At 70.2% G+C, this 16,490-nt stretch carries 10 protein-coding genes and 1 tRNA gene; 7 read left to right on the top strand and 4 right to left on the bottom strand.

Annotated features, from left to right (window positions below):
- The first annotated feature begins 28 nt into the window (after window positions 1-28).
- Together E1262_RS08380 and E1262_RS08375 are read left to right on the top strand one after the other, a co-directional pair.
- A complete protein-coding gene (locus tag E1262_RS08380) occupies window positions 29-3,199 on the top strand; it encodes an OmpL47-type beta-barrel domain-containing protein (protein ID WP_203453683.1) in 3,171 nt (1,056 codons plus the stop codon).
- Window positions 3,200-3,333: 134 nt separating this feature from the next.
- Window positions 3,334-3,407 (top strand) — tRNA-Ile (locus tag E1262_RS08375).
- A gap of 244 nt (window positions 3,408-3,651) precedes the next feature.
- On the opposite strand, the gene E1262_RS08370 is transcribed toward E1262_RS08375, so the two are convergent.
- On the bottom strand, window positions 3,652-4,350 hold the full coding sequence (locus tag E1262_RS08370; protein ID WP_132102682.1) for a class F sortase: 699 nt from the start codon (window positions 4,348-4,350) through the stop codon (window positions 3,652-3,654).
- Window positions 4,347-4,994, bottom strand: a complete 648-nt coding sequence (locus E1262_RS08365) for a DUF4142 domain-containing protein (RefSeq protein WP_162605820.1) — start codon at window positions 4,992-4,994, stop codon at window positions 4,347-4,349. The genes E1262_RS08370 and E1262_RS08365 overlap by 4 nt, the downstream gene beginning before the upstream one ends.
- A gap of 273 nt (window positions 4,995-5,267) precedes the next feature.
- Here E1262_RS08365 and E1262_RS08360 point away from each other — a divergent pair, with 273 nt between their 5' ends.
- A complete protein-coding gene (locus E1262_RS08360) occupies window positions 5,268-5,525 on the top strand; it encodes a hypothetical protein (protein WP_132102680.1) in 258 nt (85 codons plus the stop codon).
- Window positions 5,526-5,737: 212 nt separating this feature from the next.
- Here the strand turns inward: E1262_RS08360 and E1262_RS08355 are convergent, their stop codons facing one another.
- Window positions 5,738-6,814, bottom strand: coding sequence for an NAD-dependent epimerase/dehydratase family protein (locus E1262_RS08355; RefSeq protein ID WP_132102679.1), 1,077 nt, complete (start codon window positions 6,812-6,814; stop codon window positions 5,738-5,740).
- Between the two features lie 386 nt (window positions 6,815-7,200).
- Here E1262_RS08355 and E1262_RS08350 point away from each other — a divergent pair, with 386 nt between their 5' ends.
- The 4 genes from E1262_RS08350 to E1262_RS08340 all read left to right on the top strand — a co-directional run bounded on the left by E1262_RS08350 (window position 7,201) and on the right by E1262_RS08340 (window position 13,854).
- Complete coding sequence (locus tag E1262_RS08350; RefSeq protein ID WP_132102678.1) at window positions 7,201-7,581, top strand: nuclear transport factor 2 family protein; 381 nt, start codon at window positions 7,201-7,203, stop codon at window positions 7,579-7,581.
- Window positions 7,582-7,642: 61 nt separating this feature from the next.
- Window positions 7,643-7,777 (top strand): hypothetical protein, encoded by a 135-nt coding sequence (locus E1262_RS31675; protein WP_275261657.1) that lies wholly within the window; start codon window positions 7,643-7,645, stop codon window positions 7,775-7,777.
- A gap of 100 nt (window positions 7,778-7,877) precedes the next feature.
- The gene (locus E1262_RS08345) at window positions 7,878-8,696 is read left to right on the top strand and encodes a cupin domain-containing protein (RefSeq protein ID WP_132102677.1); all 819 of its coding nucleotides are present in this window, start codon (window positions 7,878-7,880) and stop codon (window positions 8,694-8,696) included.
- Between the two features lie 73 nt (window positions 8,697-8,769).
- Window positions 8,770-13,854, top strand: coding sequence for an nSTAND1 domain-containing NTPase (locus E1262_RS08340; RefSeq protein ID WP_132102676.1), 5,085 nt, complete (start codon window positions 8,770-8,772; stop codon window positions 13,852-13,854).
- 365 nt (window positions 13,855-14,219) lie between these two features.
- On the opposite strand, the gene lanM is transcribed toward E1262_RS08340, so the two are convergent.
- Complete coding sequence (gene lanM / locus E1262_RS08335) at window positions 14,220-15,383, bottom strand: type 2 lanthipeptide synthetase LanM (protein ID WP_275261682.1); 1,164 nt, start codon at window positions 15,381-15,383, stop codon at window positions 14,220-14,222.
- Window positions 15,384-16,490 lie beyond the last annotated feature (1,107 nt).

Below are 16,490 nucleotides of genomic sequence, written 5' to 3'. Positions count from 1 at the left end.
CGGATTCACGAAAGAGGTGCGGCACTTGATGCTTCAACGACTCTGGGCGGACCTCACCGGCCGCCATCCCTCGACGGGCCGGTCCGGCCGCCGGCGGGTGACGCCCCAGGGCGTCGTCGTCGCGGTGCTGACCGTGGCCCTCATGGCGGTCGGCCTCGTGCCGGCGGCCGCCGCCCTGCGCGGCGCGCCGGCGGCCGCGTCGACGCCGTCGCAGGCTTCATCCGCGGCTTCGGCGGACGCGGGCGCGGAGGCGGCCGAGACCGCGGCCGCGCAGACGCTGACCTGGACCGCCAACAACAGCGTGACGGCATACGCGTCGGCGCCGGCCACGGCGGTCGCCGGGCCGACGACGATCGTCTTCGAGAACAGCGTGGCCACCGGCAACACCAGCGGCATGCCGCACACGCTGACGTTCGACACCAGCGACCCGCAGTACAACCAGGACGTGAACCTCGACATCACCGCGAACCCGTTCGACGCGAACGGTGGGCGCCACCAGGCAGAGGTCACTCTCACCCCCGGTGTCTACCGGTACTTCTGCGCGTTCCCCGGCCACGGCTCGATGACCGGCCTACTGGTCGTCAGCGGCGCCGAGGACACCACCCCGCCGGACGTGTCCGCGTCCGTGGCGGGCGATCAGAACGCCGAGGGCGACTACATCGGCTCGGCCACCGTCACGGTCAGCGCGACCGACAGCGGGTCGGGCGTCGACACCGTCGAGTACAACCTGGACAACGGCGGCTGGCAGGCGTACGCCGCACCGCTGCAGGTGACGGCGATCGGCACGCACACGGTGCAGTACCGGGCGACGGACAACGCCGGGAACGTGGCGCCGGTGGAGTCGGTGTCGTTCACCGTCGTCGAGCCGGAGCCGGAGGACACAACCCCGCCGGACATCTCCGCGTCGGTGGCCGGCGAGCGCGACGACGAGGGCAACTACGTCGGCTCGGCGACGGTGACCGTCACGGCGACGGACGCGGAGTCCGGGGTCGCGTCGGTGGAGTACGCGCTGGACGGCGGCGCGTACCAGCCCTACACGGCGCCGGTCCAGGTGACGGCGATCGGCACGCACACGGTGCAGTACCGGGCGACGGACAACGCCGGGAACGTGGCGCCGGTCGAGTCGGTGTCGTTCACCGTCGTCGAGCCGGAGCCGGACGACACCACCCCGCCGGACATCTCCGCCGCGGTCTCTGGTGACCAGAACCCCGAGGGCGACTACGTCGGGTCGGCCACGGTGACGATCAGCGCGTCCGATGCGGGCTCGGGTGTCGCGTCGGTCGAGTACAGCCTGAACGGAGCCGCGTTCGCCGCGTACACCGCGCCGGTGGTGGTCTCGTCGGTCGGCGACCACGTCGTCCAGTTCCGCGCGACCGACAACGCCGGGAACCTGGCGCCCGTGGAGTCGGTGCAGTTCACCGTCGTCGAGCCGGAGCCGGACGACACGACGCCGCCGGACGTCTCGGCGGCCGTGACCGGCGAGCAGAACGACGAGGGCGACTACGTGGCGTCGGCGACCGTGACGATCACCGCCACCGACGCGGAGTCGGGCGTCGCCTCGATCGCCTACGCGCTGGACGGCGGCGCGTTCCAGCCGTACACGGCCCCCGTGGTCGTGACGGCGCTGGGCGACCACACCGTGCAGTACCGCGCCACGGACAACGCCGGCAACACCTCGCCGGTCGAGTCGGTGCAGTTCACCGTCGTCGAGCCGGAACCCGACGACACCACCCCGCCGGACGTGTCCGCCGCGGTGGCAGGTGACCAGAACGAGGACGGCGACTACGTCGGGTCCGCGACCGTCACGGTGACCGCGACCGATGCGGGCTCGGGCGTGGCGTCGGTGGAGTACAACCTCGACGGGGCAGGCTTCACGGCGTACACGGCGCCGCTGGTGGTGACCGCGTTCGGCGACCACACGGTGCAGTACCGCGCGACCGATAACGCGGGCAACGTCGCACCGGTCGAGTCGGTGTCGTTCACCGTCGTCGAGCCGGAACCCGACGACACGACCCCGCCGGACGTGTCCGCGGCCGTGGCCGGTGACCAGAACGAGGACGGCGAGTACGTCGGGTCGGCGACCGTCACGGTGACGGCGTCGGACGCGGGGTCAGGCGTCGCCTCGATCGCCTACGCGCTGGACGGCGGCTCGTTCCAGCCGTACACCGCACCGGTCGTCGTGACCGCCACCGGCGACCACGTCGTCCAGTACCGCGCGACCGACAACGCCGGCAACACCTCGCCGGTCGAGTCGGTGGCCTTCGCCGTCGTCGAGCCGGAGCCCGACGACACCACCGCGCCGGACACGTCGGCGTCGGTCGCGGGATCGCAGAACCCCGCGGGCGACTACATCGGATCGGCGACGGTGACCGTCACCGCGTCGGACACCCAGTCCGGCGTGGCGTCGATCGAGTACAACCTGGACGGCGCCGGGTTCGTGGCCTACACCGCACCGGTCGTCGTCTCTGCCGTCGGCACCCACACGGTGCAGTACCGGGCGACGGACAACGCCGGCAACGTCGCGCCGGTCGAGTCCGTCACGTTCGCCGTGGTCGCGCCGGAGCCGGACGACACCACGCCGCCGGCGGTGGCCGGGACGGTGTCCGGCGAGCAGAACCCGGACGGTGCGTACGTCGACTCGGCGACCGTGACCGTCACCGCGACGGACACCCAGTCCGGCGTGGCGTCGGTGGTCTACTCGCTCGATGACGGCGCGTTCGTGCCGTACACCGGGCCGGTCGTCGTCTCGTCCGTCGGCGAGCACACCGTCCGGTACCGGGCGACGGACAACGCGGGCAACGCGTCGGAGGTGGGTGCGGTGACGTTCACCGTCGTCGAGCGCGACGGCGACGCCTGCCCCGACTCCGACACCCGCCCGACGGTGGTCATCGGCGACCTCGACTCGCTCGTGGCCAACGTCGACAGCGGCGACGGCTGCACGATCAACGACCTCATCGACGACGAGGGCGAGTGGCCGAACCACGGCGCGTTCGTCCGGCACGTCACCGAGGTCGCGAACGAGCTGGTCGCCGAGGGCGTCATCACCAGCCGGGAGCGGGGCATGCTGACCCGCACCGCGGCCGCGTCCGACGTCGGCACGACGCCGCCCGCCGAGCCGGCCGCGGCGAAGGCCAGCTCGTCGGCGGCCGCCGAGCCGTCCGCCGAGGACGCGCCCGCGCACCACGCCGGACACCACTAGGAGGATGACCACGGACGCCCCGGGGACCGCAGCCCCGGGGCGTCCGCCTGTCCCCGTCAGCCGGTCCGGGTGGCCGGTGCCACGCCGCCGTCGAGGTAAGGTTCTCGGGCGCGAGCAGTTCGCTCGCCGCTCCCGGGGCGGTAGCTCAGCCGGTTAGAGCAGGGGACTCATAATCCCTGGGTCGTGGGTTCGAGTCCCACCCGCCCTACACAGTTCGCCCAGCTCAGAGCGTGCTCTTTGCCGCACGCTAGTGCAGCATGTCGCGTCGTGGTGCCTCTTGTGGTGCGAGTTGCCGCACGATCGCCTCATGACGGCTCCTCCGTCGCTCCGGATCGCGTCACCTAGCCGTTGCCCGCATCCGGCGACGACAACAGCACCTCCACGAATCCGAGGCGACGGCTGGTCCTCCGGCCCCCTGACCCGCCGCCATCGATGAGTGGTGGGGTCTGAGCTCAGCTGGACTCGGCGATGACGATGAGATTCTGCTGGTAGCCGCCTGCGTCGGGGTCGAAGGCGCCGGTGCAGGTGATGAGCGCGAGCCGTGGGGGGCCGGTGCTGGTGAACAGGCCGGCCGGGAGACCGTCCTTGTCATGACGGCTCAGACCGATGACGACGTAGTGGTGGACGCGCCCGTCCGCGGTCGTGACGGTGATCGGTGTCTTCGGCGGTATCGAGGCCAGTTCGGCGAAGATCCCGGCGCCGTGTTCGGCGGTGTCGACGTGACCGGCGATGACGACGGTCCCGGACGGGCTGCCGGGCGCCGGTCCGGGTGCCCACCAGCCGCCGGCGTCCGGGGTCCGCGGGAGCTCCATGCTGCCGTCGGCCAGGATGCCGACCGGTTCCAACGGGACATCCTGGCCCAGCAGCGACAGTCGCACGGGTGCGGCGCTTGCGGCCCGCGGCGTGGGCGAGGCGACCGGCCGGGTCGCCGTCGGACCCGATGACGCCGCCTCAGCGGCCGCGGCGGCGGTGCGGCCCGCACGTGTGCCGAGATCTGCCGTGTCCGCGCCCACCGTCGGCGTGTCGCCGTCAGGAACCGGATCGGCCGTCGCGGCGAGGTTCGCCGCGACGGCCAGCAGCGTGGTCCCCAGCGCGAGCCCGCCCGCGGCAACGACCCGCCGAGCGTCGACCCGGCCGGGGTGGCGGGTCATGCTCGGCGGCGCAACGCGGCCACGCTGACGGCGATGACGACCAGACCGCAGCCGGCCACGATCCACGGCAACGGCCCGGCGCCGTTCTGCCAGGCGGCCTGCCCGCCGGTGCCGGCATTGACGCCGTCCGGTGCGGGGGCCTCCCCGGACTCGAGCATCGTGAGGTGCTTCTGGATGACCGGGGCGGCGTTCTCGGCCAGCGCGATGACCTCCGCGTTGCTGCCGTTCTGGATCTCCTGCTCGCCCAACGCGAGGGCGGCCTGGTGGCCGGCGATCTGCAGCTGCGTCCACGCCTGGTCGAACGCGGCGCCCTGCTGGGCGGTGACCTCGGCCAGTTGGGCCTGCTGCTCCGCGGTCGGCTCGGCTGGCAGCTCGACGCCGTGAGCGTCGGCGACATGGCGCACGGACTCGTCGAGCGTGGTGTGGTCGGTGATCAGCATCTGACCTTGGGCGCGGACCAGCTCGGTCGCCGCCTGGTTCACCGCAGCTTCACCGGCGGCGATCTCGGCCAGGTTGTTCTGGTGGGCCTGCACGAGGAAGGCCTGGTCCTGTTCGGACAGCTGCTGTTGTGCCTGCGCGGACAGCGGGACGACGCTCAACACGAGCGCCCCGGCGCCGGCTGCGGCCAGTCGTAGGGCACGCACAATGTTCCCCTCTCAGAGAGTCGATCCGGATGTGCCGAAGCAATGCCCAACCCCGCCGCGTTCATGCGCAGCCGCGGGGTCGCCCGCTCATGGTGGTGTGACGGGCCGGCACATGTGCATAGCTGTTGCGGCGCAGGGTATTGAGCGCTGCGCGGTCCGCGTAGCCGCCCGTGGCAGAGCTTCTCGGGGTGCGCCGTCAGTCGTACGACCGATCACCAGCGAATGTGGACCGGCGGTTCCAGGAGCCGGGGCAGGACGGGGAGGCAGCAGTTGATGTCCATCGACGATGACAACAAGGGAGCGACCGTGGACGACCGAGAGATCGAGAAGCGGCTACGTGCCGTGGAGACCGCACAGGCGGCCGGTGCAGCAGCGCTGACAGGTGCTCAGGCCACTCAGGCCGCCGCGCATGCCGGTTCCAGCGCCACGATGGCGGCCATGCAGGCCGGCAACATGGCCACGATGGTCGCCGGCGGCGTTGGTTTCGTGGTCGGCATCTTCCTGGGAATCGCCATCCGCTCAGGGCGCTGACCGCGTGACCCCACTCTGGGCGTCATCGGCAGTGGGCGGCGAACTGGGCCGCGGTGCACGCGATCGCTCGCACTGGTAGGCCTCCAAATGGAGCGTTCCATTCGAGTCGGCTCATGGCACCACCCAGGCCCGCCAGCAACCGAACACGCTGGATGCCGGCGAGCGATTGCGGTACGACCCGCTGGAGCGCACGCTGGCACCGGTGGTGGTGGTCAGGGTTGGTTCCGCTGGCCCACTGACCCCCGCCGGACGAAGTCGCGCAGGGCACGCGGGACGCTGCGGCGCCGCAGCACGGGGGTCGGGGCCGCGGCGGCCTCACGCATTCCATCGATGATCTCGCGCAAGACCGTCATGGCATCGACGCTAGGCGACCAGCCGAGCTCACGGGAAGCCCGCGAGCAGTCGAGCAGCGGCAGCGCGAACCCCATGTCCAACCACCCGGTGTCCACCGGCTGGAGCCGGGCGTGCCAGGCCGCGGACATCACCGTGCGCACGACGAACGACGGCACGTGGATCGGGCGGGCTCCGAGCACCTCGGCGATCCGGTCGGTCCTGATCGGCGGCTCAGCGGACAGGTTGAACGCGCCGCCGACCATCCGGTCCAGCTCTTGGGCGATCGCGTCGGCCACGTCATCGGCGTGAACCACCGGGAAACGAAGGCCTCGGTCGAGCGGGACGACAGGGATGTGGTCGAGCAACTTCGCGGGGACGATCGCCGGTAGGCCGTAACGCAGCAGCGCGCTCCCCGCCGTCCTCTGCCCGACGATGCCGGGTCGCATCCGGCTGATCAAAGTGCTGTGGCCGGTCGCCTCGTGCCGGTCGAGGAGCCGCTCGGCCGCGGCCTTGTGGACGCTGTAGCGCGAGCTGGGCACCCCGCCGGTCGGCCAGGACTCGTCGACGTGCACGTCGTCGGACTTGGGGGAGTAGGCGGCGACCGAGGACATGTGCACGAGGTGCGGTACGTCGGATGCGGTGGCTGCCTCCAGGACCCGCCGGGTGCCGCCGACCCCGAGTTCCTCGAGGTACTTCAGGTCATGGGAGGGTTGAAAGCCCCACGCCAGGTGGACGACTGCGTCGGCCCCACGGCATGCCTCGACGAGTGTGTGCACGGCCTCGTCGAGGCTGAGGTCGACCGCGCGCCACTCGACCGCGCCGCCGCCCGGCACGACCTCGGGGTCGTCCGGCAGTCGACGGGCCAGACCGACGATCTGGTGACCGCCGGCCCGTATGAGCCGACGCAGCAGCGCGGTGCCGATGTTGCCGGTCGCGCCAGTGATGACGATTCTCATGGTGAACCTCCGTGGCCTGCCGCCGATGCATGCCGGCGGTCCCTTCCGGCGGAAACTGGCAGCACGCGGCGGCGGTTCGCTCCATCTCGCCGTTCGCACGGTCGCGCTCGTGCCGCGACGGGTTCGGATGGGCCGACTTCCCAGGTTCCGCCTGCTCGTTGGTGCCGTCAGCGGGTGTCCATGACGAACCAGCGGACAGGGGCCTTCCCATACCCCACTCTTTTCCGGACAGACACACCTGCGTCATTCCGTTTCACGCGGCGACAGTCGCGACCCAGCCGGCGAAGGACGACGACGGTGCTGCGGATCCAACGGATCGGCACTGGATGCATCGCGTGGGCTCCGGGGCCTGTTTAGGAAGCGGCGACTCGGGCACCGTTTCGTGCATGAACACAGATGGCCGCGCGCAGGCCTTCGCCGATGCTTTGAAACGGTTCGAGGAGAGCGGCGACCCAGACGAGCTCGTCGCTTGCTTCGCCGAGTCGCCCGAGCTGGTCCGATCCGAGAGCAACCGGTCCACTCCGCAGGGCGTGACCGAGTTCTGGAGCAGCTACCGCAACCAGTTCTCGCAGGTGCGCACCGATTTCACGACGATCCAGGAAGGCGGCGACCTCGCAGTGCTCGAGTGGCGCACTCGTGGTCGGTTGGATGCTGGCCGGTCGATCGAGTACGACGGTGTTTCGGTGCTGACATTCGACGACGAGGCCAAGGTGCGCCGGTTCGCCACCTACTTCGATACCGCGGCGTTCCTTCCTGCTCAGGAGTGACGGGGCGAGCGTTGACCTCGAGTGCGTCCGAGCTGCGGGAGCGGGCGGTCCGAGGGTTCCGGTGGGGCCGGTCGGCTGCCGGAGGTGCGGGCGGCCCGCGCCGGTACCGCTCGCCGTCGGCGAGCTGGCCACGTCGTTCACCGAGGCCGAGCTGACCGGCGTGCGCGGGCCCGACGCCGGCCTCGCCGCGCCGTGACGGCTCCGGCTCGTCGTCAGGCCGACTCGCGGCGGCGGAGCTGGGCCGAGAACATCACCTCCTGCGGGTCGGGCGGGCGTTAACGCATGTATGTGCAGCAATGCCGACGCAGGCCTCGCACATGGGACTGCAAGAGGCGGTCGCACTCAGTGCCTTAAGCGGGCACCAAGCGCACTTCTGCTCGATGCCAAGCGCGCCGCCCGAGGCTGGAGCGCATCCAGACCACGGCGCGAGGCGCCAATTCGACAAGGGAGACAGCATGCGACGAGCAATCCTCGGCGTCGCGGCCATCGCAGTACTCGCACTGGCCGGGTGCGGCGATGCCAGCACTACACAGCCGCAAACGGCGCCGGCCGCGGCGGCACAGGAGCGCGCGGCCAGCGCGGCCGAGCAAGACGCCTACGTGGCATTCTTGACGGCCCGGGCCGGACAGAAGGCCGGCGGCCACGGCGGCGCGCATGAGGTTCAGCCGTCCATCGACGTGGTCATGCTGACACCGCGCAGTGAGTTCACCGACGACGTCACCGGGCAGTTCAAGGTCAAGCTCGACGGGACGGCGACCAACGTCCTCAAGATGCCCGACCCGTCTCGTACCGCGGCCGCGCAGATCACGGTGCAGCCCGGTGCGCGCTTCCCCTGGCACACCCACCCTGGCCCGGTGATCGTCAACGTCATCGAGGGTGAGCTGACCTACGTGCAGGGAACTGACTGTGTCGAGCGGCCTTATCCGAGCGGCACCGCCTTCGTCGACCCGGGCAACGGCACCGTGCACACGGCGTTCAACTCCGCCTCGGAGGGCGTGACGGTCGTCGTGGCGACCTTTTTCGATGTCCCGGCGGAGGGACCGCTGACCATCACCGAGGGCGTGGCGGCGCCTGCCGACTGCGAGGTCGAAGCAGGAGCCCACGGTTCCCATTGACGTGATCGGAGCGAAGGAACCTGGCGCCGGTCAGCTCGGGACTTCACCGGCCGGCACCGGTACCTTCGAGTAGGTGGGTAGCACGCCCACAAAATGGGGGGTACCGGTGGAGTACCGGGCGTTGGGTCCGCTCTCCGCTCTTCGCAACGGGGCGGAGCTGGTCCTTGGTGGACCGCGGCAACGCCTGGTGCTCGCCGTGCTCCTGACCCACGCGGGCGAGACCGTGTCGCAGGATGCCCTGATCGACGCGGTCTGGGCCGGAGCGCCGCCGGAGGGAGCCCGCAGCTCGCTCCACGTGTACATCTCCACCCTGCGTAAGGAACTCGGGAGCGAGCAGATCACGCGCCGTGGCGACGGCTATCGCGTCGATGTCACAGCGGAGTCGTTCGACGTCCTGGCCTTCGAGCATTTCACGGCGGAGGGTCGCCGGCTGCTGCCGGCCGACCCGGTCGCCGCCCGCTCAGCGCTCGCACGGGCGCTCGGGTTGTGGCGAGGAGCGGCGTACGGAGATCTCGGCAGCACTCCGGCGCTGGTCCCCGAGGTGGCGCGCATCACGGAACTGCGGTTGACGGCGGTCGAGTACCGCATCGACGCGGATCTGGCCACGGGCAACCATGCGCAAGTGATCGGTGAACTGGAGACCCTGGCGAGGGACAATCCCGTGCGCGAGCGCTTCCGGGCCCAGCAGATGCTGGCTCTCTACCGCTCGGGCCGGCAGGCGGAGGCACTCGGCGTCTACCAGCAGACCCGCACATTTCTCCATGACGAGCTGGGCATCGACCCGTCGTCCGAACTACGCGACCTGCAGCAGCGGATCCTCGAGCAGGATCCCGAGCTGGCGGCTCGAATCGCGCCGGGTGCCGAACGGACGGCAGGCGACGCCGGTGCTTGGATGGTGCGTGGCTACGAGCTTCGCGAACCGCTGGGACAAGGTGACTTCGGTGTCGTCCACCGCGCATACCAGCCCTCCGTGGGGCGCGAGGTGGCGGTCAAGATGGTCCGTCCCGAGTACGCCAACCGTCCCGACTTCGTGCGCCGCTTCGAGTCCGAGGCGCGCACCGTCGCCCAGCTGGAGCACCCCCACGTGGTCCCGCTGTTCGACTACTTCCGCGATCCCAGCGGGGCGTACCTCGTCACGCCGCTGATGCGGGGCGGCAGCCTGTCCGAGGCACTGCGCAGAGGAGGCTGGAACCTGCCACCCGCGCTACGGCTTCTGGACCAGGTGGGGGATGCACTCTCCTATGCCCACCGGCATGGCGTCGTCCACCGCGACGTCAAGCCGGCCAACATCCTGCTCGACGACGACGGCAACGCGTATCTGTCCGACTTCGGCATCGCCGCCCGGCTGACCGACGACGCGGGTGCACCGATGACGACCTCGTTGTCCTACGTACCGCCGGAGGAGGTCAGAGGCGAGCCGCACGGTCCGGTCTCCGATGTGTTCAGCCTCGGAGTCTTGATCTTCGAGCTACTCACCGGCGAACGGCCACCAGCGAGGCGGCCGCTGCCATCGATCGCATCCGTCCGGGCCGGCCTGCCCAACGAGTTGGACGACGTACTGAGGCGAGCGACCGACGACCAGCCTGCCAACCGGTATCCGCGGATCGACGATCTGCTGCGTGCGGTCCGACAGGCGCTCGGGGCCGACATCGTCGCGGCCGCCGCGCCAGCGGATCGGCGGCGCTCCGCCGAGCCGATCCGTAACCCGTACAAAGGGCTGCGCGCCTTTCTCGAGTCCGACGCGCTGGACTTCCACGGGCGTGACTCCCTGATCGACGAGCTGCTGAAGGCGGTGCGCTCCAGCTCGGTCGTGTCCGTCGTAGGCCCATCGGGCAGCGGCAAGTCGTCAGCCGTCCGGGCCGGCCTCGTCCCGCGGCTGAGAGCCGGTGGGCTGCCCGGCTCGCGCGCATGGCTGGTGACCAACATGTTCCCGGGGTCCTACCCGTTCGAGGAACTGGCCGCGGCGCTCCTGCGGGTCGCCGTCGATCACCCGCCCGGGCTGGTGGACGACCTCAGCTCGGACGACCACGGGTTGCTTCGAGTCACCAAGCAGATCCTGCCCGCTGACGACAGCCGGCTGGTTCTGGTCATCGACCAATTCGAGGAACTGTTCTCCGCGGTGGCGTCGGAGTCGACCCGGCGGCTGTTCCTGGAGAACCTCGTGGCGGTCGCCGCAGACCAGCGCAGCCGGATCCGAGTCGTCCTGACCATGCGAGCCGACTACTTCCACCGGCCGCTCGAGTACCCCGAGTTCGCCTCGGTCCTCACCGACGGCTTGGTCACGGTGGCCCCGATGGCTGCCGAAGGCTTGGCTCAGGCCATCGCGGCGCCCGCACGTGCCGTCGGCGTCGAGGTCGAGCCAGGCCTGGTTGGCCGGGTCATCGCCGACGTGGAGAACCAGCCCGGCGGCCTGCCGCTCCTGCAGTACGCCCTGACCGAACTGTTCTCGGCCCGCGACGATGACCAGCTGACCATCGCTGGGTACGAGGCCACCGGAGGAGTCGTCGGTGCGCTGGGCCGGCGCGCTGAGGCGCTCTACTCGGAACTGGCTCCCAGCGGGCAGGAGGTCGCCCGGCAGCTCTTTCTCCGGCTGGTCACGGTCGACGAGGAGGCCGCGGGCGACACCCGGCGCAGGGTGCGGCAGTCGGAGCTCTCCAGCCTCGCCGTCGACCAGCCGGCGCTGGAGCTCGCCGTCAACCAGTACGGCACGTTCCGGCTGCTGTCGTTCGACAACGACCCGGTCACCCGAGGACCAACGGTCGAGGTGGCCCACGAGGCCCTGCTCCGGGAGTGGCCCCGGCTGCGTGACTGGATCGACGAGCAGCGAGAGGACCTTCTGCTCCACCGGCGGGTCAACACGGCCACCCGCGACTGGCTCGAGTCCGATCGTGACTCGAGCTTCGCGCTGCATGGCTCCCGGCTCGAGCAGGCGCTGGCCTGGCAGGGACGTACCGGCATCGCGCTGTCCGCTGAGGAGCAGGAGTACCTGGCCGCCAGCCGGGACCTGCGTGACGCCCAGGCCGCGGCGTCGCGCCGGCGCCGAGGACGGCTGCGCCTCGTGATGGTCGCCGGCCTGATCGCGTTTGCCGTGGCCGCCGCGGTCGCGATGGTCCAATGGCGAAGTTCGGACCGCGAAGCACGGGTCGCCGGCGCCCGCGAGCTCGCTGCCGCCGCCGTGGCCAACCTCGCGGAGGATCCGGAGCGCAGCATCCTGCTCGCCCTCGAGGCGGTCGACGTCACGCGGGACGCGGACGGCACCGTGCTGCGGGAAGCCGAGGAGGCGTTGCGCCGGGCCGTGAAGTCGACCCGGATCGTGCACACGGTCCCGCAGGGCGGCTTCGTCATGGCTGTCAGCAGTGACGGCTCCCGAGTCGTGGTCGGTGGATTCGACCAGCCCGTCACGGTGTGGGATCTCCGGACCGGCGAGGAGTTGCTCTCCTTCCCCGACACCCAGGGAGCATCGGGCGTCGCCTTCAGCCCGGACGACATGACGGTCGCCACCACTCACGACGACGGCACGGTGCGGGTCTGGGACGCGATCACCGCTGCGGAGCTCCGGACCATCCACGGCCACTCCGGCGGTGCGAATCACCCGGCCTTCAGTCCGGACGGCCAGCAGCTTGCGACAGGCGGCGCGGACGGGACCATCCGGATCTGGGACCCCGCCACCGGCCAGGAGCTCAGTCAGCTGAACGGCACCGAGCCGGATGTCTTCCGCGCGGCCTTCAGCCCGGATGGAAGCCGGCTCGGGAGCATCAACAGTGCCGGGGTGGCGCAGGTCTGGGACCTGGCTTCGGGCGAGGTGGAGGTAACCCTCGAGGGCTACCACTGGGGCGTGGAACGCGTCGTCTTCAGCCCGGACGGCGCCACCCTCGGCACCGCCGGCGTGGACGGCACGGCCCGGCTGTGGGATGCGCGCTCCGGCACACAGGTGGGGATCCTGGCGACCCCGTCACCGCTCTGGACCGTTGCGTTCAGTCCGGACGGCAGGCGAGTAGCCACCGGGGGCAGCGATGCCATCGCCCGCGTGTGGGACGTCGATACCGGACGCCAGCTCCTGGCGCTCGCCGGCCACTCGGTCGGTATCCGTGACCTCGCCTTCGCGCCGGACGGCACGAAGCTGGTGACGACGGGTTTCGACGACACCACGCGGGTGTGGGACGTCAGCGTGGGTGGTGGCCGGGACCTGTTCACGGTTCCCGGCGTCGAGGAGATCTTCGCGGGGGTGGCATTCAGCCCGGACGGCACGACCTTCGCCGCCCCCGCCGAACCGTCCGGCGTGAACGTCTGGGACGCGGCGACCGGCGAGAAGATCATCACGCTGACTGGCCACGAGCCCGCCCTGACGACGGTGGCCTTCAGCCCCGACGGCACGCTGCTGGCAGCCGCGTCCGACGCTTCCTTGACCCAGCCGGTGTGGGATCTGCGCACCGGTGAGTTGCTCTTCACGCTTGCCGGCCATGAGGGATCGGCTCGCACGGTGACCTTCAGCCCGGACGGCCGGCAACTGGCAACGGCCAGCGAGGATGGCACCGTCCGGCTCTGGGACGCCGCCACCGGTGAGCCGCAGGACACACTGCGGCTGGCCGGCGGTACCTCGTGGACCGTCGCCTTCAGCGCGGACGGCCGCTACCTGGCAGCGGGTGAGCAGAACGGCGCGGTCACCATATGGGACGCGGCTACCCTGCGGCACGTCCGGACGATAACCACCGACCAGGGACCCATCGAGGGAGTCACCTTCGGCCCGAGCGGCCGGCTGTACACGGCGGGCACCGACGGCAGCGCCAGGGTGTGGGACGCCGAAACAGGCGCGGAACTGCTCACCCTGCGCGGCCACGACGTCGTGGTGAGTCAGATAGCCGTCAGCCAGGACGAGACCCGGGCCGCCACGACCAGCGACGACGGCACGACGAAGCTCTGGGACCTGGCGACGGGTCAGGAATTGCTCACGCTGCACGGCCACGACAGGCTCGTCTTCGGTGTCGACTTCAGCCCGGACGGCCGGTTGCTAGCGTCCGCCAGTCCGGACGGGACGGTGGCCGTTCATCTGCTGCCCATCGACGAGTTCGTCGAGCTCGCCCGCAGTCGGGTCACCCGGACTCTCACCGACGACGAATGCCGGCAGTTCCTGCACGTGGACAGTTGCCCTCGAGACTGACGCCACGTCCAACCCCGGGCGCAAACACACCTCGGCCCATCATGTGTCGCTGGAGGCCGACAGCGGCGATGCCGATTCGGGTTGCTCGGACTTGATCCCAACCTGACCTAGCAGGAGAGACCCATGGTGAAGGCACCCGAGTCACAAGCGAGAGATCATCACTCGTGCGCCGTTCGTCGACGAATCGGTGGGCGGGATGGTGGCGCATCTGTTGCCCGGTAAACGCCAAGATCGACGACATGGGGACAAAGTTGCTGGCAGATGCGTCAGGGACTCGCGTCGGACTTCTCATGATCCCTGGGTCGTGGGTTCGAGTCCCGCCCGCCCTACCAGCAAAGACGTCAACGCGGTGGTGGAGTACGTGGTCACGCCCGCGGTCGCGGCGGCTCGAGCGTCAGCACGCAGGGCACCGCCAAGGGCTCGGCGTGGCGCAGCAGCGCCAGGCCGATGCCCGCTAGACCGGTCATCAGCCCGGGGACTCCCACCTCCCGCGAGACTCCCGTTCGCACCCGGCCGGCGAGCGCCATGCGCGCGACAACTGTTGCCGCGTCCTCGCAGCGCTGCGCGAGTGCGGGGTCGCTGAGGTGCATCGCCGCGAGCCTGAGGAACTCGGCGTTCCCGAGCGCGCCGTGGCACAGCGAGTGGTTGCCGTGCAAGCCGGCACGGACGGTGGCAGCGACCGCGGCGCGGATCTCCGTATCGAGGACGGGGTCGAGGTCGCCGCTCATCCGCATGCCGAGGCGGGCGATGCCGACGCCGGGCGCGCCGTGGCACCACGACACCGAGAACCTCGTCTTGCCGTCGCTCGCTCGCGCGGAATCTCGCAGGTCGGGCCAGTTGCTGGCGGTCGGCGCAAACACCGACCGCTCGAACGCGAGCGCATCCTGCGTTGCGGCGCCGAACGACTCCAAGCCCGTCACAGCCGACAGTCGCGAGAGCGCCCACGAAGCGCCGGCTGCGCCGTGCGCGAACCCGGTCAGTGGTGTCGTCCCTATCCGGCGGTTGACCCAGCCTGCACCCACCGCCTGGCGCGTCGCGCTCCGAACCAGGTGCTCGCCGCATCGCACTGCCAGACGCACAGCCTCGTCAGACGGCTCGATGCCGTGCCGAGCGAGCAAACCGGCGATGAGACCAGTTGCACCACCGATGATGTCGTAAGCCACGTCGCTCTCGACATCGAATTCGGTGCCCCGCACCAGGTCGTCCAGCCGCTGCAGAATGCTCGGATCCTGGAGCAGGGTCGACATGCTCGACAGCGCGTAGAGAGCTCCGCCCCAACCCTCGAACCCGCCTAACGAACGGACGGCGCCGGCACCGAGGCCGCTCAGCACGCTGCTGGCGCCTCGCGCGGCCAGTTCCAATGCCAATTGGTCGCCGGTGAGCCGGCCGTAGTGCGCAAGGAACAGAGCAATCCCCGCGACTCCGTCATAGAGGTCGAGCCCTGTCGGGCCGATCGACCAGCCATTGCCGCTGCGGCGCAGCGTGAGCCATGAGACATTGACCTGCCCTTCCTGGAGGACGGTACACAGCCAGGCTGAAGGGAACGGGCCGACCTCCGCGCCGTGCTGTTGCAGACAGCGCTCGCGGTCGCATGTGCCCAGTTCAGGGGCCAGTGGGGCCGTGGCACGGTTCGTGACACGAAATGGTGTGGATGGTGTTGCTCAGAGCTGCCAAGGCAACGGGAGCCGATGACATAGTTGCTGGTAGTGGCCAGGTGGGCCCCAGTCGGGACTTCTCATAATCCCTGGGTGTTAGCCGCCATTGAAAACGCCGATGATGGCGTCACTGATCACGAGGATCTGGCGGTCACGGGCGCGGTCGTGTGATCGGCGCGGCGACATCGCCGTCGTCACGGCGTCGGCCGCCCCCGCGACGCTGGGCCGGCCCGGGCCGGGCACCGATCACAACGGGCGTGTTGACACCAGCGCCAACTGTTGGCGCTCATGTCAACACCTCCGCGGCCATCACCGGCGCCGGCAGGGATGCGAGCCGCCCCGGCGGGCAGCGCCTGGAATGACCTGCCCCCCATGGCCGGCTCACACCCTCCCTCACCGAGTTGATCATGGAGAAGGTCGGGCTTCCCGCGACTCCAAAGGCGACCTTCTCCATGATCAAGCGTGCCGGTCGTCGTCGCAGTGTGCGACCCATCCGACACCGGACCGATTGTCCACACCTGGTCGTCAACGTCAACGACGACCCATCGTCATCGACAACGGCGGCCAACACCTGTGTCGTGGGTTCGAGTCCCACCCGTCCTACCGGCACAGACACGCCCGTGGCGGATCGGACTTTCAGTGACGCGGTACCAGGAGCCATGAGCCTGCTCATCCAGCCCTGGGAGACGCCGTAGGTGCGGGCAACCTCGCTCTGTGAGCATCCTGCGAGGACGGCGGTGATGACCAGTCCGCGCTTCGACACCGGCCAGAGTCCGACCCGAGGGCCCGGCAGGGATCACGCCATGCCGATGATCCGACACATCCCATTCCGATGTCGTGAGACACCCCGTTCCGATGTGTTGAGCCAGGACACCACCGCGGCACCAGCAGGTCAGTCAGCGTGCCGATCGTCGGAACGAGGTCGAAGAACCACCCTACGACCATGATTCATTTCCAGCGTTCGAGGACGCTGGCCGCAGC

It is taken from the genome of Jiangella aurantiaca, from assembly GCF_004349105.1.
GTDB classification, from domain to species: domain Bacteria; phylum Actinomycetota; class Actinomycetes; order Jiangellales; family Jiangellaceae; genus Jiangella; species Jiangella aurantiaca.
The sequence above is the reverse complement of the archived record's forward strand: the minus strand, read 5'-3'. Positions and strand labels throughout refer to the sequence as shown.